The sequence below is a fragment of the Qipengyuania proteolytica genome, from assembly GCF_019711565.1.
GTDB lineage: Bacteria > Pseudomonadota > Alphaproteobacteria > Sphingomonadales > Sphingomonadaceae > Qipengyuania > Qipengyuania proteolytica.
In genome coordinates this window covers 499,384-518,712 of record NZ_JAIGNN010000001.1, presented here as the reverse complement: position 1 = coordinate 518,712, position 19,329 = coordinate 499,384, and the positions used below count along the sequence as shown (strand labels likewise).

Here is a 19,329-nt window from a genome sequence, read left to right as displayed (position 1 = left end):
AAGGAAATTGGTTAGGGCATGGTTAACGCATGTGCCCCGCCCGGCCTATTCGGCTTGCAGCAACAGCGGGCACTGAACGCGAGCGGCGAGCAGGGCGAATTCGCGCAAGGAAAAGAAGTTGTCGAATGCAAGTCCGTAATTGGCATCGCGGCGCCAGCGCACCTTGCAGCGCACTTCGGGCATGTAGTCGTTCTCGATCCGGATCGACTGGTCGATCGCGAAAACGTTGTCGCATTCGAGCCGCGCACCCTGCTGCGACATGTTGGTGATGAAGGCGTTCGAGCGCTGGGTGAGCGTCGAGGCGCGCACGGGCATCATGATGTTCAGGCGCAGCTGGCGCTTGGGGAAGCTCCAGTTCTCGCTGATCAGCCGCTCGACATCCACCTTGCCCTGGAAGCGGTAGCTCGCATCGAAGCCGTTGGCGCGGACCTGCTCGAGTTCGTAGCTCTCCCCGTTCTGCAGCTCCAGCGCGACATCGGCGTCGGTGGGCAGACCGTGGAAGGTACGCAGGCTCACCCCGCTCGCGGAGACGTCGCGGATGACACAGACGAATTCGCCCTGCCCGCACACCAGTTTGGCCGCGCGGATTAGCGAGGTGAAGCGCGGAGCGGAGCGCTGCTCAAGCCCGCTATCGGGCGTCTGTTCTGCCGTTGCTGTCACGCGTCCCGACGTGAAATCCATCATTCCCAACCCTTGGCCGCCGACGGCGAATTCCTGTCCGTCGCCGGCGCTTATCGCCCCGACGCCGTTCAAACGTGGGAAATACGCCGGTAGGGGTTAACACCGATATAAGGCAGCGCGGGGTGGTGCGGGTGGTGGGACTCGAACCCACACGAGCAAGGCTCAGGGGATTTTAAGTCCCCGGCGTCTACCATTCCGCCACACCCGCAGTGCGGCGACGGTTAGGGATTTCGGACCTCGGGCGCAATTGCCCCTGCGCAGAGTTTCAGCCGTCGTTGAGGCGGCGGCGCATGTCCTTGCCGGGCTTGAAATAGGGCACTTTCTTCGCCGGCACTTCCACCGATTCGCCGGTGCGGGGATTGCGGCCCTTGCGCGCCTCGCGCTCGCGGGTCGAGAAGGCGCCGAACCCGCGCAATTCAACACGGCCACCTTCGGCGAGGCGCTCGGCGATCTCTTCGAAGAAGATATCGACCACCTGCTCCACCTCTTCGGCGCGCAGATCGGGATTGTCCTGCGACAGGGCGGCGAGAAGTTCGGATCGGATCATGGTCGCTCTCCCGGCCGTTCCCGCAGCGGGCAGCCAGCACTATGCTTGTGTTTCGCACGACCCGCCCGACGCGCAGCCTGCAACGAGCGGACGGACGGATAGTGGCAGAAGCCCCGCCTGCCCGCAACCCAGCAATTGTCGAGCGATTCCAGTGGCTATTAGGCGTCCGAGAGCAAGTCCGCCGGCGCAACTCCGAGGCGGTCCATGCGCGCACGGACTTCGGGCCATTCCTGTTCGAGGAAAACGCGCCGTTCGCTGGCGCGCAAGCGATCCGCCGCGCCGCGCACGACATACATGCCGACACCGCGCTGGACCTCGACCAGGCCATCGTTCTGGAATTGCTGGTAGGCCTTGGCGACGGTCAGCGGATTGGCGCCCTGTTCGGCCGCGAGCGCACGCACGGAAGGCAACATTTCGCCTTCGGCATAGCGGCCGTCGATGATCGCCGCCGCGATCATATCGCGCAGCTTGAGATAGACCGGCTTGTTCTGGTTGGACATGGCGATTCCCCGAAGCAGAGTGCTACAGTGCCATAATACAGCGCGGCGCACAAGGTTCCCGCATTAACGCTCACTCTCCTCGTCTAGGTCGCCGTCCGGGCCCTCGTTCAGCGGAGCGCAATGCGGTCACGACTGTAACTAAGGCTTCACATGCGCGCGCGAGCCGCTAGGGTGCGCGCATTCTTCGGGGAGGAGGCGCGGGCTGCGCTTCCGCACGCATTTACGAGAGGGTTTGCCAGACATGGCCACATCGCAACCGGTTCACGGGGACTCGGCGGGGACTTTCCTCGGCCATCCCAAGGGGCTTTTCGTCCTGTTCTTCGCCGAAATGTGGGAGCGTTTCTCCTATTACGGTATGCGCGCACTGCTGATCTTTTACCTGACCAAGCACTGGCTCTTTTCGGACAGCGATGCGGGCGTCATCTACGGTGCCTATACCGCGCTGGTTTACATCACCCCGGTCGTCGGGGGTTACCTGGCCGACCGATACCTGGGGCAACGCAAGGCAGTCCTGTTCGGCGCTGTGCTGCTCACCCTCGGCCACTTCTTCATGGCCTTCGAGGGCGACCCCGGCGTCGGGACGGAAAACAATCCGATCGTATACGTCTTCTGGCTCGCGCTCGCCCTGATCATCGTGGGCTCGGGCTTCCTCAAGGCGAACATCTCGGTTATCGTCGGCCAGCTCTATCCGCGCACCGACACCCGTCGCGATGCCGCCTACACGATCTTCTACATGGGGATTAACCTCGGCGCCGCGATTGGTTCGCTGCTCTGCGGCTACATCGGCGAGACCTATGGCTGGGCCTATGGCTTCGGGCTTGCCGGGATCGGCATGCTCGCCGGCCTGGTCGTCTTCATCTGGGGCAAGCCGCTGCTGCTAGGCCGCGGCGAACCGCCCAAGCCGCTCGCCAAGAATACCGAATGGAGCATGTATGGCGCAGGCATCGCCATGGTCGGCATCTGCTGGCTGGCGATCCAGTACCAAGACCTGGTGGGCTATGTGCTCGGCATCTTCGGCGGATCGCTCGTCCTCTACGTGCTGTTCACCGCAGTGGTGAAGCTGCCCAGCGAAGAACGCGATCGCATCTTCGCAGCCATGTTCCTGATCCTGACCTCGATCGTCTTCTGGGCGCTTTTCGAACAGGCGGGTTCCTCGCTCAACCTGTTCACCGACCGTCACGTCGATCGCGGCGGTGTTCCCGCTTCGGTGTTCCAGTCGATCAACGCAATCTACATCATCCTGCTGGCACCGGTGTTCGCCGTGGTCTGGCAGACCCTCGGCCGCAAGGGCCTGGAGCCGAGCGCGCCGCTGAAGTTCGGTATGGGCGTGGTGCAGGTCGGCCTCGGCTTCCTCGTCCTCGTGTGGGGCGCGCAGTCGGTCGGCATGAATGCCGCCGTTCCGGTGCTCTTCATCTTCCTCATCTACCTGCTGCACACGACCGGCGAGCTGTGCCTGTCGCCGGTGGGCCTGTCGGCCATGAATCGTCTGGCACCGGCGCACATGGCATCGCTGATCATGGGCACCTGGTTCTTCGCTTCGGCCACCGGGAACTTTGCCGCCGGCCTGATCGCCTCGGCGACTGGGGCTGAAGGCGTCGGTGAAGAGGCCGGCAAGCAGGTCGTGCTGGACGTTTACTCGACGGTCGGCTGGTATGCCGTGGCGATCGGCGTCGGCGTGATGGTGATCAGCCCGCTGATCAAGAAACTGATGCACCTCGACACGCTCAAGGACGACAGCGTTGGCGACGACCTGCTCGGCCAGAGCGAAGGTCCGGGCGAAGCGCAGGGCGCCGGGGTCCACCCGGAAACCCGCCCCGCCGGCTAACTCCGGCGCGGTGCCAATCGGCCAAGCGCTGGCAGGCACCGACGAAAGACGATTGACCGCATGGGCCGGGGCAGCGATGCTCCGGCCCGACTGCTTTGGGGGATCCATGAAAAAACCAGCCCTGCTTGCCTGCGCCGCCGCATTCGCCCTGTCGGCCTGTTCGACCACCGGCGGAGGCGATGTCGCCTCGGCCTCCAGGGCGGAGAGGACCGCACCGAAGGGCGAAGACGGCAACGCGCCCTTCCCCTCGACCTACAAGGCCTATCCCGGAACGCCCACCGCGCTGGTCGGCGCGACCATCTACGACGGCAAGGGCGGGCGGATCGACAACGGCACGGTGTTCTTCTCCGGCGGCAAGATCGTGTCGATCGGCGGGCCGGACACGCCGGTGCCCGCTGATATCGCGGTGTTCGACGGGTCCGGCAAATTCGTCACGCCTGGCGTGATCGATATCCATTCGCACCTCGGCGACTATCCCACCCCTTCGGTAGACGCCCATTCCGACGGGAACGAGGCGACCAGCCCAACCACGCCCGAGGTCTGGGCGGAGCATTCCGTGTGGCCGCAGGACCCCGGCTTCACCCGCGCACTCGCCAATGGCGGGGTGACGGCGCTGCAGATCCTGCCCGGTTCCGCCAACCTCATGGGCGGCCGCGCGGTCACGCTGAAGAACGTGCCCAGCCGGACCGTCCAAGGCATGAAGTTCCCAGGCGCGCCCTATGGCTTCAAGATGGCCTGCGGCGAAAACCCCAAGCGCGTCTATGGCGGCAAGGGCCGAATGCCCTCCACCCGGATGGGCAATTTCGCCGTCAACCGGCAGACCTGGCTCGACGCGAAGGCCTATGCCGAGGGCGATCGGGACAAGCGGGACCTCGCCAAGGAAACGCTGGCAGGCGTGCTCGACGGTGAGATCCTCGTCCACAACCACTGCTACCGCGCCGACGAGATGGCGCTCGTCATGGATATGGCGAAAGAGATGGGCTACAAGGTTTCGACCTTCCACCATGCGGTCGAGGCCTACAAGATCGGCGACCTGCTGCGCGAAAACGACGTCTGCAGCGCGATCTGGGCCGACTGGTACGGCTTCAAGATGGAAAGCTACGACGGCATCCTCGAGAACGCGGCCTTCCTCCAGCGCGAAGGGGCCTGCGTGGTGATCCACTCCGACGATGCCAACGGCATCCAGCGCCTCAACCAGGAAGCGGCCAAGGCACAGGCGGCGGGCGCGCGCGTGGGCATCGACATTCCCGATGCCGAGGTGATCCGCTGGATCACGCTCAATCCCGCCAAGGCCATGGGCATCGACGGCATGACCGGCAGCCTCGAACCGGGCAAGATGGCCGACGTCGTCCTGTGGAACGGCGACCCGCTGAGCGTCTACTCGCGGCCCGAGAAGGTGTGGGTCGACGGCGCGCTGCTGTTCGACGCCATGGACCGCAAGCGCCGGCCGGTGAGCGATTTCGAGCTCGGCCAGCCGGGTGAAGGAGATGTGAAATGAAGCGCCTCCTCGTACTCGCCGCCAGCGCGCTCGCGCTTGCTGCCGCCCCCGCTTCGGCGCAGGACATCGCCATTACCAACGCCACCGTGGCAATCGGCGACGGCTCGGATCCGGTCGAGAACGCGACCGTCGTGATTCGCGGCGGGAAGGTCGTCGCGGCGGGACCGGGCGTCGCCGTTCCCGCCGGCATTCCGACCGTCGACGGGAGCGGCACCTGGGTCACGCCGGGCCTTGTGGCGACCGTCACCACACTCGGGATTTCGGATGTGAGCGGGGTGAGCGAATCGAACGATATTCGCGCAGGCGATTCGCCCTTCAGCGCCGCCCTCGACGTGGCGCCGATCATCAATCCGAAATCGCAGCACATCGCAGTGCACCGCGCCGCGGGCATCACGCGGGCGGCGACGATGACGATGCCGTCGGCCTCCATCTTCGGCGGACAGGGAGCGATCATCGACCTTGGCGACGATGCCAGTCCGGTCACGCGGCAGCGCGCGTTCCAGACGGTCGCGCTGGGCGAAACAGGCGCGAGGCTGTCGGGCGGCAGCCGGGCATCGGCGCACGCCCTCTTCCGCAATGCGCTTCGCGAAGCCACGCGGCTCGGCGAGGATGCGCGCATTCCGGGGCGGTCTTCGCGCGGGGCACCTGTGACGACGGGCGACGATGTTCCGATCGATCCGCGGCTTGCCGGGGGCGCTTCGGAACGCGAAGGCGACGTGTTGCTGACCCGCTTCGACGCGGCCGCGCTCGTACCGGTCGTGCGCGGGGAACAGCCGCTCTACGTGCTGGTGGAGCGCGCGTCGGACATCCGCAGTGTCCTGAACCTGAAGCGCGAATTCCCGCGGCTCGATCTGGTCATCGTGGGAGCAAGCGAGGGATGGCTGATGGCGCGCGAAATCGCCGCGGCCGGGGTGCCGGTGATCGCCGACGGTCTCGATGACCTGCCCCAGAGCTTCGAGGAACTGGCGGCGACCCAGAGCAATATCGGGCGCATGGTCAAGGCCGGGGTCACGGTCGCGATCAACGCTGCCGCGATGGAGAACCCGCGCAACCTCAACCAGTATGCCGGCAATCTGGTCGCGCTGAGCCGCATGCCTGGCGCTGACGGGCTGAGCTGGGGCGAAGCCTTCGCCAGCATCAGTTCGGTCCCTGCGCGGATTAGCGGCCTTGGCGGGCGAGCGGGCGTCCTTGCGCCCGGCGCGATGGGCGATGTGGTGGTCTGGGACGGCGACCCGCTCGAACTCGGCTCGGTGCCGACGCGCGTTTTCATCGACGGGGTTGAACAGCCGCTCGAAAACCACCAGAGCCGCCTGCGCGATCGCTATCGCGATCTCGACGAGAGCAGACTGCCCGAGGCTTATGACTGGTAAGATGAAGACCGAGATTCGGACGACGGTGCTGGCCCTGGCTGCGGCTGGGCTCGCTATCGGCTTCCACGCGGTATCCGCGCAGGATGCAGCGCCGGACCGTTCGCAGGACATCGCGTGGATGAACGCGCAGCAAAGCTACCTGGTCGGCCTCACCGCCGAGGATGGTTGGCGCTACGAACCTGGCGGCCTCCGCTGGCGCTACCTCGAGTACGGCGGCAGTGACCGGCACCCGACCGTCGCGGATATCGTGACGGTTCATTATGCCGGGACCTTCATCGACGGCGAGACCTTCGATTCCAGCTTCGACCGGGGAGAGCCCGCGACTTTCCCGCTCGGCCGCCTGATCAAGGGCTGGCAGGTCGCAATCCCGAAGATGGGCGTGGGCGACACGATCGAGGTCGCGATCCCTGCCGAACTGGCATATGGCGTGACGGGCAAGGGTCCGATCCCAGGCGGCGCGACCCTGCTGTTCAAGGTCCAGCTGATCGATTTCGAAGCGGCGGAATAGGGCAGACATCACAACCCGCTTGCACTTGCGTTGCAATCTGCTACTTATGTTGACGCCGTAAACATAGGGGTCGGTATGGATCAGGCTCTCGTTTCGCTGCTGTCTGCATCGATCGCCTTCGTGGGCACGCATTTCGCCTTGTCGCATCCGCTGCGCGCCCCGCTCGTCCGCGCGCTCGGACCGAGCGGTTTCATGGCGGTCTATTCCCTCGTCGCCTTCGCCACCTTCATCTGGGCGGGGCTCGCCTTTCGTGCGGTCGGCCCCGGTGGCACGCCGCTTTGGGACGGCATGGGCGATATCCCGTGGATCGTCGCGACGGTGGTCATGTTGCTGGCATCGGTGCTGTTCGCGGGCAGTTTCGCCCGCAATCCCGCCCTGCCCGATCCGCGCGCCGCGCAGTTCGCCGTCCAAGACCCGCATGGCGTGTTTCACGTCACTCGCCATCCGATGATGTGGGGCTTCGCGCTGTGGGCAGGCACCCATATCCTCGTCAGCCCCGTGCCGCGGCAGATCGTCCTCGCCGGTGCGCTCGGACTCTTGGCCCTGCTCGGGGCAAAGCTGCAGGATCGCAAAAAAGAAGCGCTGATGGGCGATGCCTGGGCGCGCTGGGAGTCCAGCACCAGCTTCGTACCGCGCACCGGACAGCTCGGAAAGGCCGGGACGACGGCGTGGATCGGCGGCATAGCGATCTGGCTCGGCGCCACCTTCGGTCACATCCACGCCAACGGTATTCCCGCTGGCATCTGGCGATGGGTCGGCTAGTCAGCATGCCATGGGTCGAATCTATGACAGCCGGCTGGTGGCCGGAACGGGAGCACTGATCGACCGCCTCGGGCTGGACCCGGCCTGGGTCGCCTATCTCGCGATGCTGTGGCTCCAGGCGGGCGTGCTGTTCGGACAGGTCGCCGTCGGCTTCGGCGTATCCGGCAGGGCCGTGGTGCTCCACCTCGGACTGCTGGGCTTGCTGACTGTCTTCCAGGCTGCGCTGTGGACGCTGCTGCCCGTCGGCCGCGCTGGCCGCTGCTGGGGCAGGCCCCTGCTGGCCGCCGTGGTCCAGCTTGTCCTGCTGCTGCTCTACCTCGCCAATCTCGGCAGCGTGCTGACCATTTCGTCGCGTTTCGACGCCTCGCTGGTGACCCTTTATCTCGCCGATCCGCTCCCGATGGTCGCGGCGGCAGGCATCCATCCGCTGACCGCCGTCGTGGGTCTGGTCCTGCTGGCCACCGCCTGCTTCGCAGCGAACGTGCTCATCGTGCGGCACTGGGCGAGGGACAGGACGCGCTGGCCCGGACCCACCGGACTGTCCGTCCTGGGCATGGGCGCATATCTGCTGGTGCAGCCGCAAATGCTGGCGGCGGAATTCCTGCACCGGCTGGAGGGCGCGCAGCCCCGCAATTTCGCACCGGCCGTGATGCTGGCCCCGTCGGGCCCGCGCGAGGTCCTGACCTATCCGGACACCGGCCCTGTCACACCGCGACCGCTGATCCTCATCACCATCGATTCGGTTCGCGCGGACACCATGCAGGTCTACGGCGCGGCGACCCGCAACACCCCGTTCCTGGCGCGGCTGCGGGCCGAAGGTCGCTTGCGCGCCTATGACGATGCCTACGCCTTGTGCACGTCATCCTATTGCGGCCTGATCGGCATCCTTGCCTCGCGCTATTGGTCGGGAATGACCGGCCAACTTGGCAACCTGCCGGACGCCCTCAAGGCCCACGGCTATCGCAACCTGTTCTTTCTCTCGGGCCATCACCGCACCTATTTCCAGCTGGCCGAACATTACGGCGAGCAGATCGATGTCTATCGCGACGTGTGGAACCGGGGCGATCGGCACATCAACGAAGATTCGGCCATGCTCGACTGGCTCGACGAGACACCGATCGGCGAGACCCCGCGCGAATTCATGTGGTTCCACCTCATGGGGGCCCACCGCCTCGCGTATCGCAATGAAGACAGCGATCTCGAGGTGCTGGACTGGGGTGCGAGCGGCAGCCGGCGGCCCGCTGACGATGCGCTGGCGACCCATGTCCGTCGCTACCATATCGGCCTGCGCGAGGCCGACGGCGTGATCGAGCAGATATTTGCCAGGCTAGACGCAGCAAAGATGCTCGACGATGCGCTGGTCGTCATCACGTCGGATCACGGCGAATACCTCGGCGAGAACGGCCTGACCGGGCACGGCAAGCCCCCGACCTGGCCGATTACGGCCGTGCCCTTGCTGGTTTACGGAGGGGGCGCGCAGGACTGGCCTGATCGCGCGCCGGCAAGCTCGGTCGATATAGCGCCAACATTCCTGCACGCGATCGGCGCGCCGATCCCGGACCAGTGGGCGGGCATCGCCTTGCAACAGCCGACGCGGCGCTGCGCGGTGGAATCGGGGAGCACGGGCAACCGGGTGCTCACTGCGCGGATCGGCGATGCCGATGTACGGCTGTGGGAGGTCACTGGGAAGGGGAAGGGCGAGTTCCTCGCTCCGGCCAGAGCCTCGGCACCGCCGGTCGACCCGGTGACCGGACCGGCGCAGCAGCAGACGGCCGCGCAGGTCCGGTCCTGCCTGGCCGCGCGCTGACCGCCTAGCTGCCCTTGAAGTCCGGCGGCCGTTTTTCGAGCAGCGCGTCGATGCCTTCCATGTGGTCCTGCGTCAGGTGCATGAGCGCCTGCGTATTCGCGGCCATCTCGAGCGCCGTATCGTAACTCACCGAGCGGCCCTGCCGCATCAGGTTCTTGGCCTGCCGCAGCGCGTGCGGGGGCATGGCCGCGACCTTGGCGGCGAGCGCGCGTGCCTCGTCCATTAATGCATCGCCTTCGACCACGCGGCTGACCAGCCCCCAGTCGAGCGCCGTCTGCGCGTCGATCACGTCGCCGGTATAGAACAGCTCCGCCGCGCGCGCTTCGCCGATGATGCGCGGCAGGATCCATGTGCCGCCGTCGCCGGGGATGATCCCGAGTTTGAGGAAAGTGACGCCGAACTTCGCCTTGTCGCTCGCGATGCGCATGTCGGCCAGGCAGGCGAGGTCGCACCCCAGCCCGATCGCCGGCCCGTTGACCGCCGCGATCAGCGGCACGCGCAAGCCGTAAAGCGCGCGCAGGACCTTGTGGATGTTGTTGCGATAGCCGTCGGAAATCTCCGGGGCGGTCCCGCCGAAAGTGCCGGTCCGCTCCTTCATAGCCTTGATGTCGCCGCCAGCCGAAAACGCCCGCCCCGCACCGGTCAGGATCACGCAGCGCACGTCCATGTCCGCGTTGATTGCATCGCAGGCGGCGGCGAATGCGTCCCCGTCGCCCTTGGCCCCGAGCGGGTTCATCGTATCGGGACGGTTGAGGGTGAAGGTGGTGACGTGGTCGGCGGTTTCGGCGGTGAGCAGGGTCATGGGCGGAAAGTCCTTTCGCACACCTCCATGCCACCGAGCGGTCGGTTCGTCACCCTGAACGGGAGCGCGGGCTCGAGGCAGAAAATCGGCCGAATGAGGCCCGTCGGATTGTCGAGGCATTTAACAATAGTTTGATCTTCATGTGCAAATTTGCAGAATCACCTGAATTCAGGGGACGGGGACTGCGATGAGTGAAGAAGCGCTTCGAACAGAACGCCAGATTGAATGGCTGAAGACTGCATCGCCCGAAGACTGGCATCGCGTGGCCTCCAGCTTCGATACCAGGAACGACGGGTCGATGGATGCCCTGCACTGGATTATCTCGCAGGAAGAATGCGACAAGGCGACGGCGCTGATGGTGTTTTGGAAGACGGAGCCGCAAAATATCCTCGCCGTGATGGCTGAAGGAAGGTCGCCCAACATCCAACCAAACCGATTGGGCACGGCACAGCTCATAGCGCGCCGTCTCGACGAAGAAGGATATGAACGGTCAAATATCGCCTTCCATCCCGGACCTTATGTACCGCGTGACTATGACGAGATAGTCGGCCTCGTGGGGGCCCTGGATCCCGTGCCAATGCCCCTGTGCGAGGACATGAGACAAGCGATTGCGGGGAAACCCGTCCTGGTCGATTGCGAGTTTGCGAAACGCTATCCGCCCGAATTCCACAATGAGAGTATTCGCGAGCGCTACCTCACCGCCTTGCAGATTGCGCATCTGGAAAAAGGCATGCCGGATGACTGGCATTTCATCGCCGACAACTGGAACTGGGACGACGAGCTCGACGTCCTTTACTGGATCGTGAGCCAGCCTGATTGCGACAGGGCAACCGCCCTCACCACCTTCTGGAAAGGCGAGCCAACCGGGTACGATTACGAGACCGATGACGAGGAAATGGGCGCAAGCCCATATTCGGTCGCGCCGATGCTCCGATATATTTCGGAACGCTTCAACACGTCAGGCTATCCTCGCTCCGAAATCGCCTTTGATTATCTCGAGGCGCGCGGTCACAGCGCCGCTTCCGGATTTGCAGCGGCAGTTTCGGCAGGACAGCGAAGCGATATCGAGGAACTGGTCGATCGCCAGCGCGATCTCCCCAACTCCGACGTCAAAATTCATCCCGACATGACGGTTGCCAGCCTGCCGGGTCGAAAGGTCCGCAGCAGCAAACTCTACGACACCTTCCCGGCCTATTTCGATATCGACGGCTCCGACATCGGCAGCGGCCCCGTCATGAACTTCGACGGAGAGCCTGTCGGCGCAACGAGAACAGCGCCGAATCGCTTAGAACAAACGAGCGAACCCGACGCTTCGGCAAGGGTGAGGGCCATGCGCGGACTAACGGAAGCTCATGACGGAGAGGCCAAGGATACACCCAGCCCGTCAGGTCTCCTGGGCTGGATCAAGCGGCTGTTCGACCGCTAGACGGGAGCTCGCGGCAGCTTGACCCCGGTCTAGGCCCGCGCCTCCTCAACACCTGCGCTGTTGTGCCGCAGCGCGCTCAGCACCGTGTCGACGATGTGCGGCGCGTTGAGGCCCGCCTCGTCGTATTGCTTTACCGGATCGTCCTGGTCCTGGAACACGTCGGGCAGGCGCATGGTGCGCACCTTGAGGCCGCCGTCGGTCAGCCCGCTGTCGCTGGCGAAGGTCAGTACGTGTGCGCCGAGGCCGCCGATGGCGCCTTCCTCGACCGTCACCACGACCTCGTGGCTGCGCATCAGTTTCTCGATGAGCGCAGTGTCGAGCGGCTTGGCGAAGCGCAGGTCGGCCACCGTGGTCGACAGCCCCTTGGCCTCGAGCTGGTCGGCGGCCTTTTTCGCTTCCTCGAGCCGCGCGCCCAAGGACAGGATCGCGACCTTGCTGCCTTCGCGCACGATGCGGCCCTTGCCGATTGCGAGCTTCTCGAGCGTCTCCGGGATCGCAACGCCGGTGCCACTTCCGCGCGGATAGCGGAAGGCGATCGGGCCGTCGTCATATTCGGCGGCCGTGTAAGTCATGTGCGCCAGCTCCGCTTCGTCTGCGGCGGCCATCACAACCATGTTGGGCAGGGTTGCGAGATAGGTGATATCGAACGAACCAGCGTGCGTGCAGCCGTCCGCGCCGACCAGTCCGGCGCGGTCGATGGCGAAGCGCACGGGCAGGTTCTGGATCGCCACGTCATGGACCACCTGGTCGTATGCGCGCTGGAGGAAGGTGGAATAGATCGCGCAGAACGGCCGCATGCCTTCCGCCGCAAGGCCGGCCGCGAAGGTCACGCCATGCTGTTCGGCAATGCCGACGTCGAAGGCCTTGTCGGGATGCGCCTTGGCGAATTTGTCGACGCCCGTGCCGCTCGGCATGGCAGCGGTGATCGCGCAGATGCGCGGATCGCTGTCTGCGATCTTGGCGAGCGTTTCGCCGAAGACGTTCTGGTAGGCGGGCGGGCCCCCGCTGGACTTCTTCTGCTCGCCGGTGACGACGTCGAACTTGGCGACGCCGTGATACTTGTCGGCGCTGTTTTCGGCCGGCGCGTAGCCTTTGCCCTTTTTGGTGACGACATGGATCAGGACCGGACCCTGTTCGCTGTCGCGCACGTTCTCGAGCACGGGAATCAGGTGGTCGAGATTGTGCCCGTCGATCGGGCCGACGTAGTAGAAGCCGAGTTCCTCGAACAGCGTGCCGCCGGTGACCATGCCGCGGGCATATTCCTCGGCCTTTTCGAGGCCCGAGTGAACCTTGCGGCTGAGCTTCTTGGAGATCCGCGAGGCGAGGCTGCGCAGGCCGAGATACTCGCTGCTCGAAACGGTGCGCGCCAGATAGGCCGACAGCCCGCCTACCGGTGGCGCAATCGACATGTCGTTGTCGTTGAGGATCACGATCAGGCGATTGCCCGCCTGTTCGGCGTTGTTCATCGCCTCATAGGCCATGCCCGCGCTCATCGCGCCGTCGCCGATCACGGCGATGCCGCGGCCCGGCTTTCCGAGCATCTTGTTCGCCATGGCGAAGCCAAGCGCGGCGCTGATCGATGTCGAACTGTGCGCCGCGCCGAAGGGGTCGTATTCGCTCTCCGCGCGCTTGGTGAAGCCGGACAGGCCGCCACCCTGGCGCAGGGTGCGGATGCGGTCGCGCCGCCCGGTCAGGATCTTGTGCGGATAGCACTGGTGGCCGACGTCCCAGACGAGCTTGTCGGTGGGCGTGTTGAAGACATAGTGAATTGCCGTAGTCAGCTCGACAACGCCGAGGCCCGAACCGAGGTGTCCGCCGGTCGTGCCGACCGCGTCAATCATTTCCGCGCGCAATTCGTCGGACAGCTGCCTCAGCTGGCTCTTGTCGAGCTTGCGCAGGTCATCGGGAGTCTGGACCGTGTCGAGCAGCGGCGTTTCGGGACGGCTAGTCATGCGACAAGGCCTTACACCGGGAAAACGAAACTGTCGATGAACGCTTTATCTATGGAAAAACACGTCCTGGCGCTCGCTCAAGCAGCGCACTCGTCGCACAGGCCGCGCAACTCAATGACGGGGCGCACATCGGTGAAGCCCGCATCCTTGCCCGCCGCGCGCAGCGCGCCGGTCACCCGCTCGTCGTCGAGGTGGGTGGCCTTGCCGCAATCATCGCAGATCAGGAAGATGCAGTCGTGGCGGCAACCCGGATGGGTGTTGACGAGATAGGCATTGGCGCTCTCGATCCGGTTGGCGAGATTGGTGCGCACGAACAGGTCGAGAATGCGATAGACGCTGTTCGGCGCCACTCGCTTGCCGCGCGCGGCGGAGAGATTGTCCGCAATATCGTAGGCGCTTGCGGGTTTGTCGTGCTTCGCCAGTTCCTCGAACACCGACTGGCGCATGCCGGTCCATTGTTCGCCATGTTCGGTCAGCGTGTGGCGCGCGGCATCGACCAGCGCCTCGCCTCGATGTTCCTTGTGGGTGTGCCCTGCCATGCGCGAGAGGTAGGCCCGCGCTGGGCGACTATCAAGTCAGTTCGGCTGGAAGCGGGCCGTATAGACGCCCGGATACATCGCCTTCAGCGCCGCCACCTTGGGCGCGTCCCAGCGCACGATGTAGCCGTGCCGCGGGTTCTTGAGCATGAAGTCCTGATGATAGGTTTCGGCCGGGTAGAATGCCTGGGCGCGCTCGATCTTCGTCACGATCGGCTGGTCCCACAGCTTTGCCGCCTTCAGCTGCGCCAGATAGGCTTTGGCGACCGCGTTCTGTTCGGCGGACAGGGGGACAAGCGCATTGCGATATTGCGCGCCGGTATCCGGTCCTTGGCGGTTGAGCTGGGTCGGATCCGTTACCACGGAAAAGAATATGCGGAGCAACTGGTCGTACCGGATGACGCTGGGATCGTAGACGACTTTCACCGCTTCGGCATGATCGGTGATGCCGGAGGAGACGAGCTTGTAATCGGCCTGCCGTTCGGTTCCGCCGTGATAGCCGGAGACGGCGCCTTTCACGCCCCTCACATGGCTGAATACGCCTTCGACGCCCCAGAAACAGCCGCCTGCGAAGACCGCTGTTTTGAGGCCCTTGCCCTCCTTCGCAACCCGCTTGGCCGCGGGCGCTTCGACCACCGGCTCGGCAGCATTGGCGGCGTCCTGGCAAGCACCCGCGCCGAGGGCGAGCGTCGCGGCAAGGAGAGCGGCGCGCAGCTTCATCAGAACAGCGAGGCGATCACTTGCGGCACGGCGGACAGCAATTCGCCGCCGTTGGCGAGGAGGACGATGACGGCTCCGGCGCCGAAGCCGATGCCGAAATTGCGATAGAGGTCGGGGGTGAAGAGGCTCATGTCAGGGGGTCTTTCGTCAGCTTTGCCGACGTGGTTACAGCCGCTGCGATTGCAACGTCCTTAATGCGATGGTTGTGATCTGTTCAGGCGATCAAGCCCGCGCGTGAACGCTGATCAGTGCCGGAAATGGCGCATCCCGGTGAACACCATGGCGAGACCCGCTTCGTCCGCCGCCGCAATGACCTCGTCGTCGCGGATCGAGCCGCCCGGCTGGATGATCGCGGTCGCCCCCGCCTCGGCGGCAGCCAACAGGCCGTCGGCGAAGGGAAAGAACGCGTCGGAGGCGACCGCGCTGCCAACTGTGCGGCTCTGCGCCCAGCCGTATTTCTCGGCCGCTTCGGCCGCCTTCATCGCGGCAATGCGCGAGGAATCGCGGCGGTTCATCTGGCCCGCCCCGATCCCGGCGGTCGCCCCGTCCTTGGCATAGACGATCGCGTTCGATTTGACGTGGCGCGCCACCGTCCAGGCGAAAAGGCAGTCTTTCAGCTCCTGCTCGGTCGGCTCACGCTGGGTCACGACCTTGAGGTCCGCCGCGGTGATCGCGCCATTGTCGCGCGTCTGGACCAGCAGGCCGCCGGTGATCGGCTTGACCAGCAAGCCGCCACGGCGCGGATCGGGCAGGTCGCCGGTGACGAGCAGGCGCAGGTTCTTCTTCTTCGCGAAAGCCGCGCGCGCTTCGTCGGTGACCGAAGGCGCAATCACGACCTCGGTGAAGATCTCGCAGATCGCCTCTGCCGTCGCGCCGTCGAGTTCGGAGTTGACGGCGACGATCCCACCGAAGGCCGACACGCTGTCGCAGGCGAGCGCCGCGTTCCAGGCATCGAGAAGGCTCGCCGCCTGCGCCACGCCGCAGGGGTTGGCGTGCTTGACGATGACCACTGCCGGTTCGCCCCCGGCGAATTCCGCGCACAGTTCCAGCGCGGCATCGGCATCGTTGTAATTGTTGTAGCTGAGCTCCTTGCCCTGCAGCTGTTCGGCCTGCGCAATCCCGCGCCCGTGCGGGCCGGCGGGCGTGTAGAGCGCGGCCTTCTGGTGCGGGTTTTCGCCATAGCGCAGCTCGACCGGCGCCTTGCCGTTCACCGCCAGGAAATCCGGGAACAGCTGCTGCTGGTCGGCGAAGGCAAACCACTGGCTGATCATGCTGTCATAGGCAGCGGTCGCCGCGAACGCCTTGGCCGCGCATTTGCGGCGGAAGTCGAGCGAGGTCGCGCCGGTCGCATCGAGTTCGCCGATCAGCGTGTCGTAATCGGCCGGATCGGTCACGATGGTGACGAACTGGTGGTTCTTCGCCGCGCTGCGGACCATCGACGGTCCGCCGATATCGATATTCTCGATGATCTCGTCACGATCCGCACCGCGCATCACGGTCGCTTCGAACGGATAGAGGTTGACCACCACGAGGTCGATCGCGCCGATCGCGTGCTCCTCCATCGCGGCGGCGTGGTCGGGGTTGTCACGCACGGCGAGGAGGCCGCCATGGACCATGGGGTGGAGCGTCTTCACGCGCCCGTCCATCATCTCGGGAAAGCCGGTGAGGTCCGACACGTCCTTCACCTCGAGCCCGGCCTCGCGCAGCGCCTTGGCGGTGCCGCCGGTCGAGACCAGCTCGACGCCCTTCGCCGCGAGCGCCTTGCCAAGATCCACCAAACCGCTCTTGTCGGACACCGAGAGCAGTGCCCGCTTGATCGCCACATCCGTCACAGGAATTTCACCCCATTCGTTTGAGCAGCCAGGGGAAACGTCCCCCGCTGCGCGCAGTCAGTCCTTCGACCACGAGTTGCTGCGTGGCGCGCGGGCGGCCGTGCCCGTCGACCCACAGGCTGTCCTCGAGTCCGATCGTGGCTTCGCCGCTATCGCCTCCGAGGCGGAATTGCCAGTAGCTTCCGTCTGGCAGGGCGAGGCCCGCGCCGCGCCGGTCCTCCGACAGGCCCGCCTCGATCCCGTAACCGAGGTGGAAGCGCAGCGCGAAACCGATCTTGCCGCGCTGGCCCTTGCGACCCGAAGGTTCGAGCACGTCTTCGCCGCGGAGTTCCTCCCCGTCGGCGGATAGCAGCACTATACGGCGGTGGAGCAGCCCGTGCCGCGCGGCATAGCCATTGTGCACCGCCTCCAGTCGCGTGGCGTCACGGCCCCGCTGCTTCACGGTGGTGCGCGAAATATCGACCTCCTCGACGCCCTTGCCGATTTGACCCTTGATGAGGATGGCGGTCGAATTGGCGTCGTCGAGCACCAGCGTCGAATGCGCCGCCGTGCCGCGCAGGCCTTGTTCGATGCGCACGGGCACCTGCCCGCCAGCGAGCTCGGCACCGCCGCAATTGACGATGATGCGCTGTTCGCGCGCGGAAAATTCGAAGGCGAGCGTGGAAGCGCAGCCGAACCGGGCATGCCGCGCGCGCGGCGGCGGCGCGGCGTCCATCACCAGCACGCTTTTGCCTGCATCCACCCGCTGGTAGCCCCAGTGGCGCATGTCCTTGCCCGGTCGGGCGCGGACACCGCTCGCTTCGATCAGCACATCGAGCCGGGCGGCCGAGACCTTGGCCCCGCCCTGCCAGCTGCCGAGCCCGCGATCGCCCATTCGCAGCGTCAGGAGCGGCGGGACGAGCAAGGCGATCATCGTGTCGAGCGCGCTCGGCGGATCGCGGTCGACCGCAGCGTAACAGGCGCGCAGATCGACCAGCAGCGCGATGGCTTCCATCTGCGCCAGCGGACTGCGCGAGAGCACCCCGCCATCATCGCTGACAAGCTCGCCCAGCGCGCGCAGCAGGCCCGCTTCGCCATAGAGGCAGCGCGGGCGGCCATCGGGCAGCAGCAGTCCGGCTGCCGTTACCGCGCACCAGCCGGCGACCTGCCCCAGCCGGTCGTCGGCGCTGGCTACTTGCCGGTCGAGCCAGCGCGCGGTCGTCTCCATCGCTTCTAGCGCCTTGGTGCGCAGCTTGGCATCGCCTGCGAGGATCAGCGGCGCATGGGTGAACCAGGCGAGGAGGCGAAGCCCGGCATTCTCCACCGTCCAGGCAGCCCCCTTGGCGGGAACCGGATTGAGCTTGAGCCAGCGCGCCAGCAGCTTCTCTCCAACGGCGGCACATTCGGCCTGCGGGGCACAGGCACCGAGGTCGCGCAGCCAGGTGAAACCGTGGACCGTCCGCAGGAAGGGCGGCGTCAGCGGTGCACAGCTGGCGAAATCGACCTTGTCGATCGGCGCCTTCAATCCATGGACCTGCAGGTGTCCGGCGCGCAGCGCCATGGCCGCCGCGCGCTCGCCCTTGAGCGGACTCTCGACCGTTCCCAGCAGGCGCGGCGCGGACGGCTTGCGCAAGGGCGCGGACAGTACCGAGCCGGGCACACCCAGGCGATAGGCCCAGCGCAGGACGGAATCGACGGGACCGGCACGCGGCGGCTTGAAATCGGCGAGCACCAGCGCACGACCGGGCTCCAGCGGGGTGCCGTCACCCGCGACCCCGCCGTCGTTGGCGACGACGAGTGCCTCGCCGGCGTCGGTCAGGGGCAACGCGATCGCATCGGCGGCCTCGAGCGCCTGGTCCTCGCCGCGCAGGAGCGTGCGGGCGCCGTCGCTCATTGGCTGCCTTTCAGTGCGGCGATGTTCGCCGCATACTGCGCAGGCCCGCCCTTGAAGGTCGCCGACCCTGCCACCAGCACATCCGCCCCGGCATCGACGCAGAGCCGCGCGGTGTCGGCATCGACCCCGCCGTCGACTTCGAGGTGTATCGGCTTGCCGCACTTGTCGATCATCGAGCGGATCGCCTCGATCTTGCGCAGCTGCGAATGGATGAACTTCTGCCCGCCGAACCCGGGATTGACGCTCATCACCAGCACCAGGTCCACTTCCTCGATCAGGTAATCGAGCATCTTCGCCGGGGTTCCGGGATTGAGCACCACGCCCGCTTTCTTGCCGAGCCCGCGGATCGCCTGCAGCGTGCGGTGGATATGCGGCCCGGCTTCGGGATGGACCGTGATGACATCGGCCCCGGCTTCCGCGAAGGCTTCGAGATAGGGGTCGATCGGGGCGATCATCAGGTGCACGTCGAACGGCTTGTCGGTGTGAGGGCGCAGGGCCTTCACCACCGCCGGGCCGATGGTGATGTTGGGCACGTAATGCCCGTCCATGACATCGACATGGATCCAGTCGGCCCCCGCTGCGTCGATCGCGCGCACCTCTTCCCCCAATCGCGCGAAATCCGCGGACAGAATTGAGGGGGAGATCAACGGGGTCGCCATGGATGCGGGCCTTGTGCTGGGTGCTGTGCGA

At 65.7% G+C, this 19,329-nt stretch carries 18 protein-coding genes and 1 tRNA gene; 7 read left to right on the top strand and 12 right to left on the bottom strand.

The features are described from left to right. Window positions 1–45: 45 nt before the first annotated feature. The 4 genes from K3172_RS02560 to K3172_RS02545 form a co-directional block, all read right to left on the bottom strand. Entirely contained in the window at window positions 46–684 is a 639-nt protein-coding gene (locus K3172_RS02560) for a PilZ domain-containing protein (protein WP_247717906.1), read from the bottom strand. Window positions 685–804: 120 nt separating this feature from the next. Beyond that, window positions 805–889 (bottom strand) — tRNA-Leu (locus K3172_RS02555). A gap of 57 nt (window positions 890–946) precedes the next feature. Further along, window positions 947–1,228 (bottom strand): integration host factor subunit beta, encoded by a 282-nt coding sequence (locus tag K3172_RS02550; protein WP_221586898.1) that lies wholly within the window; start codon window positions 1,226–1,228, stop codon window positions 947–949. 158 nt (window positions 1,229–1,386) lie between these two features. Further along, on the bottom strand, window positions 1,387–1,728 hold the full coding sequence (locus K3172_RS02545) for a GntR family transcriptional regulator (RefSeq protein WP_221586897.1): 342 nt from the start codon (window positions 1,726–1,728) through the stop codon (window positions 1,387–1,389). A gap of 241 nt (window positions 1,729–1,969) precedes the next feature. Here K3172_RS02545 and K3172_RS02540 point away from each other — a divergent pair, with 241 nt between their 5' ends. The 6 genes from K3172_RS02540 to K3172_RS02515 all read left to right on the top strand — a co-directional run bounded on the left by K3172_RS02540 (window position 1,970) and on the right by K3172_RS02515 (window position 9,498). Beyond that, entirely contained in the window at window positions 1,970–3,553 is a 1,584-nt protein-coding gene (locus tag K3172_RS02540; RefSeq protein WP_221586896.1) for a peptide MFS transporter, read from the top strand. A 106-nt stretch (window positions 3,554–3,659) separates the two neighbouring features. Beyond that, window positions 3,660–5,051 (top strand): amidohydrolase, encoded by a 1,392-nt coding sequence (locus K3172_RS02535; RefSeq protein WP_221586895.1) that lies wholly within the window; start codon window positions 3,660–3,662, stop codon window positions 5,049–5,051. Further along, on the top strand, window positions 5,048–6,421 hold the full coding sequence (locus K3172_RS02530; protein ID WP_221586894.1) for an amidohydrolase family protein: 1,374 nt from the start codon (window positions 5,048–5,050) through the stop codon (window positions 6,419–6,421). The genes K3172_RS02535 and K3172_RS02530 overlap by 4 nt, the downstream gene beginning before the upstream one ends. 1 nt (window position 6,422) lies before the next feature. Then, window positions 6,423–6,929 (top strand): FKBP-type peptidyl-prolyl cis-trans isomerase, encoded by a 507-nt coding sequence (locus tag K3172_RS02525; RefSeq protein WP_221586893.1) that lies wholly within the window; start codon window positions 6,423–6,425, stop codon window positions 6,927–6,929. Window positions 6,930–7,004: 75 nt separating this feature from the next. Next, window positions 7,005–7,691 (top strand): NnrU family protein, encoded by a 687-nt coding sequence (locus K3172_RS02520; RefSeq protein ID WP_221586892.1) that lies wholly within the window; start codon window positions 7,005–7,007, stop codon window positions 7,689–7,691. A gap of 10 nt (window positions 7,692–7,701) precedes the next feature. After that, on the top strand, window positions 7,702–9,498 hold the full coding sequence (locus K3172_RS02515; RefSeq protein WP_221586891.1) for a sulfatase-like hydrolase/transferase: 1,797 nt from the start codon (window positions 7,702–7,704) through the stop codon (window positions 9,496–9,498). Window positions 9,499–9,502: 4 nt separating this feature from the next. Here K3172_RS02515 and K3172_RS02510 read toward each other — a convergent pair whose 3' ends face one another. Beyond that, the gene (locus K3172_RS02510) at window positions 9,503–10,300 is read right to left on the bottom strand and encodes a crotonase/enoyl-CoA hydratase family protein (RefSeq protein ID WP_221586890.1); all 798 of its coding nucleotides are present in this window, start codon (window positions 10,298–10,300) and stop codon (window positions 9,503–9,505) included. 187 nt (window positions 10,301–10,487) lie between these two features. Between K3172_RS02510 and K3172_RS02505 the strand changes: the two genes are divergently transcribed. Next, a complete protein-coding gene (locus K3172_RS02505) occupies window positions 10,488–11,726 on the top strand; it encodes a DUF4274 domain-containing protein (RefSeq protein WP_221586889.1) in 1,239 nt (412 codons plus the stop codon). Window positions 11,727–11,755: 29 nt separating this feature from the next. Here K3172_RS02505 and dxs read toward each other — a convergent pair whose 3' ends face one another. The 7 genes from dxs to rpe form a co-directional block, all read right to left on the bottom strand. Further along, on the bottom strand, window positions 11,756–13,678 hold the full coding sequence (gene dxs / locus K3172_RS02500) for a 1-deoxy-D-xylulose-5-phosphate synthase (RefSeq protein ID WP_221586888.1): 1,923 nt from the start codon (window positions 13,676–13,678) through the stop codon (window positions 11,756–11,758). 77 nt (window positions 13,679–13,755) lie between these two features. Beyond that, entirely contained in the window at window positions 13,756–14,217 is a 462-nt protein-coding gene (locus tag K3172_RS02495) for a Fur family transcriptional regulator (RefSeq protein ID WP_221586887.1), read from the bottom strand. Between the two features lie 36 nt (window positions 14,218–14,253). Beyond that, a complete protein-coding gene (gene msrA / locus K3172_RS02490; protein WP_221586886.1) occupies window positions 14,254–14,934 on the bottom strand; it encodes a peptide-methionine (S)-S-oxide reductase MsrA in 681 nt (226 codons plus the stop codon). Then, on the bottom strand, window positions 14,934–15,065 hold the full coding sequence (locus K3172_RS15620; RefSeq protein ID WP_282098586.1) for a hypothetical protein: 132 nt from the start codon (window positions 15,063–15,065) through the stop codon (window positions 14,934–14,936). Before K3172_RS15620 ends, msrA begins: the two co-directional genes overlap by 1 nt. Window positions 15,066–15,179: 114 nt before the next feature. Further along, window positions 15,180–16,766, bottom strand: coding sequence for a bifunctional phosphoribosylaminoimidazolecarboxamide formyltransferase/IMP cyclohydrolase (gene purH / locus K3172_RS02485; protein WP_221586885.1), 1,587 nt, complete (start codon window positions 16,764–16,766; stop codon window positions 15,180–15,182). A gap of 7 nt (window positions 16,767–16,773) precedes the next feature. After that, window positions 16,774–18,639, bottom strand: a complete 1,866-nt coding sequence (locus K3172_RS02480) for a heparinase II/III family protein (protein ID WP_221586884.1) — start codon at window positions 18,637–18,639, stop codon at window positions 16,774–16,776. Beyond that, a complete protein-coding gene (gene rpe / locus K3172_RS02475) occupies window positions 18,636–19,298 on the bottom strand; it encodes a ribulose-phosphate 3-epimerase (protein ID WP_221586883.1) in 663 nt (220 codons plus the stop codon). Before rpe ends, K3172_RS02480 begins: the two co-directional genes overlap by 4 nt. Window positions 19,299–19,329: the final 31 nt, after the last annotated feature.

What these genes read in the sequence shown, in the direction of transcription:
- K3172_RS02520 (WP_221586892.1), top strand. Translation starts at nt 7,005, where the DNA reads ATGGATCAGGCTCTCGTTTCGCTGCTGTCTGCATCGATCGCCTTCGTG.
- K3172_RS02545 (WP_221586897.1), bottom strand. Translation starts at nt 1,728, where the DNA reads ATGTCCAACCAGAACAAGCCGGTCTATCTCAAGCTGCGCGATATGATC.
- rpe (WP_221586883.1), bottom strand. Translation starts at nt 19,298, where the DNA reads ATGGCGACCCCGTTGATCTCCCCCTCAATTCTGTCCGCGGATTTCGCG.
- K3172_RS02510 (WP_221586890.1), bottom strand. Translation starts at nt 10,300, where the DNA reads ATGACCCTGCTCACCGCCGAAACCGCCGACCACGTCACCACCTTCACC.
- K3172_RS02560 (WP_247717906.1), bottom strand. Translation starts at nt 684, where the DNA reads ATGATGGATTTCACGTCGGGACGCGTGACAGCAACGGCAGAACAGACG.
- K3172_RS02540 (WP_221586896.1), top strand. Translation starts at nt 1,970, where the DNA reads ATGGCCACATCGCAACCGGTTCACGGGGACTCGGCGGGGACTTTCCTC.
- K3172_RS02550 (WP_221586898.1), bottom strand. Translation starts at nt 1,228, where the DNA reads ATGATCCGATCCGAACTTCTCGCCGCCCTGTCGCAGGACAATCCCGAT.
- K3172_RS02535 (WP_221586895.1), top strand. Translation starts at nt 3,660, where the DNA reads ATGAAAAAACCAGCCCTGCTTGCCTGCGCCGCCGCATTCGCCCTGTCG.
- K3172_RS02505 (WP_221586889.1), top strand. Translation starts at nt 10,488, where the DNA reads ATGAGTGAAGAAGCGCTTCGAACAGAACGCCAGATTGAATGGCTGAAG.
- K3172_RS02515 (WP_221586891.1), top strand. Translation starts at nt 7,702, where the DNA reads ATGGGTCGAATCTATGACAGCCGGCTGGTGGCCGGAACGGGAGCACTG.
- K3172_RS15620 (WP_282098586.1), bottom strand. Translation starts at nt 15,065, where the DNA reads ATGAGCCTCTTCACCCCCGACCTCTATCGCAATTTCGGCATCGGCTTC.
- K3172_RS02525 (WP_221586893.1), top strand. Translation starts at nt 6,423, where the DNA reads ATGAAGACCGAGATTCGGACGACGGTGCTGGCCCTGGCTGCGGCTGGG.
- K3172_RS02480 (WP_221586884.1), bottom strand. Translation starts at nt 18,639, where the DNA reads ATGAGCGACGGCGCCCGCACGCTCCTGCGCGGCGAGGACCAGGCGCTC.
- K3172_RS02495 (WP_221586887.1), bottom strand. Translation starts at nt 14,217, where the DNA reads ATGGCAGGGCACACCCACAAGGAACATCGAGGCGAGGCGCTGGTCGAT.
- dxs (WP_221586888.1), bottom strand. Translation starts at nt 13,678, where the DNA reads ATGACTAGCCGTCCCGAAACGCCGCTGCTCGACACGGTCCAGACTCCC.
- K3172_RS02530 (WP_221586894.1), top strand. Translation starts at nt 5,048, where the DNA reads ATGAAGCGCCTCCTCGTACTCGCCGCCAGCGCGCTCGCGCTTGCTGCC.
- msrA (WP_221586886.1), bottom strand. Translation starts at nt 14,934, where the DNA reads ATGAAGCTGCGCGCCGCTCTCCTTGCCGCGACGCTCGCCCTCGGCGCG.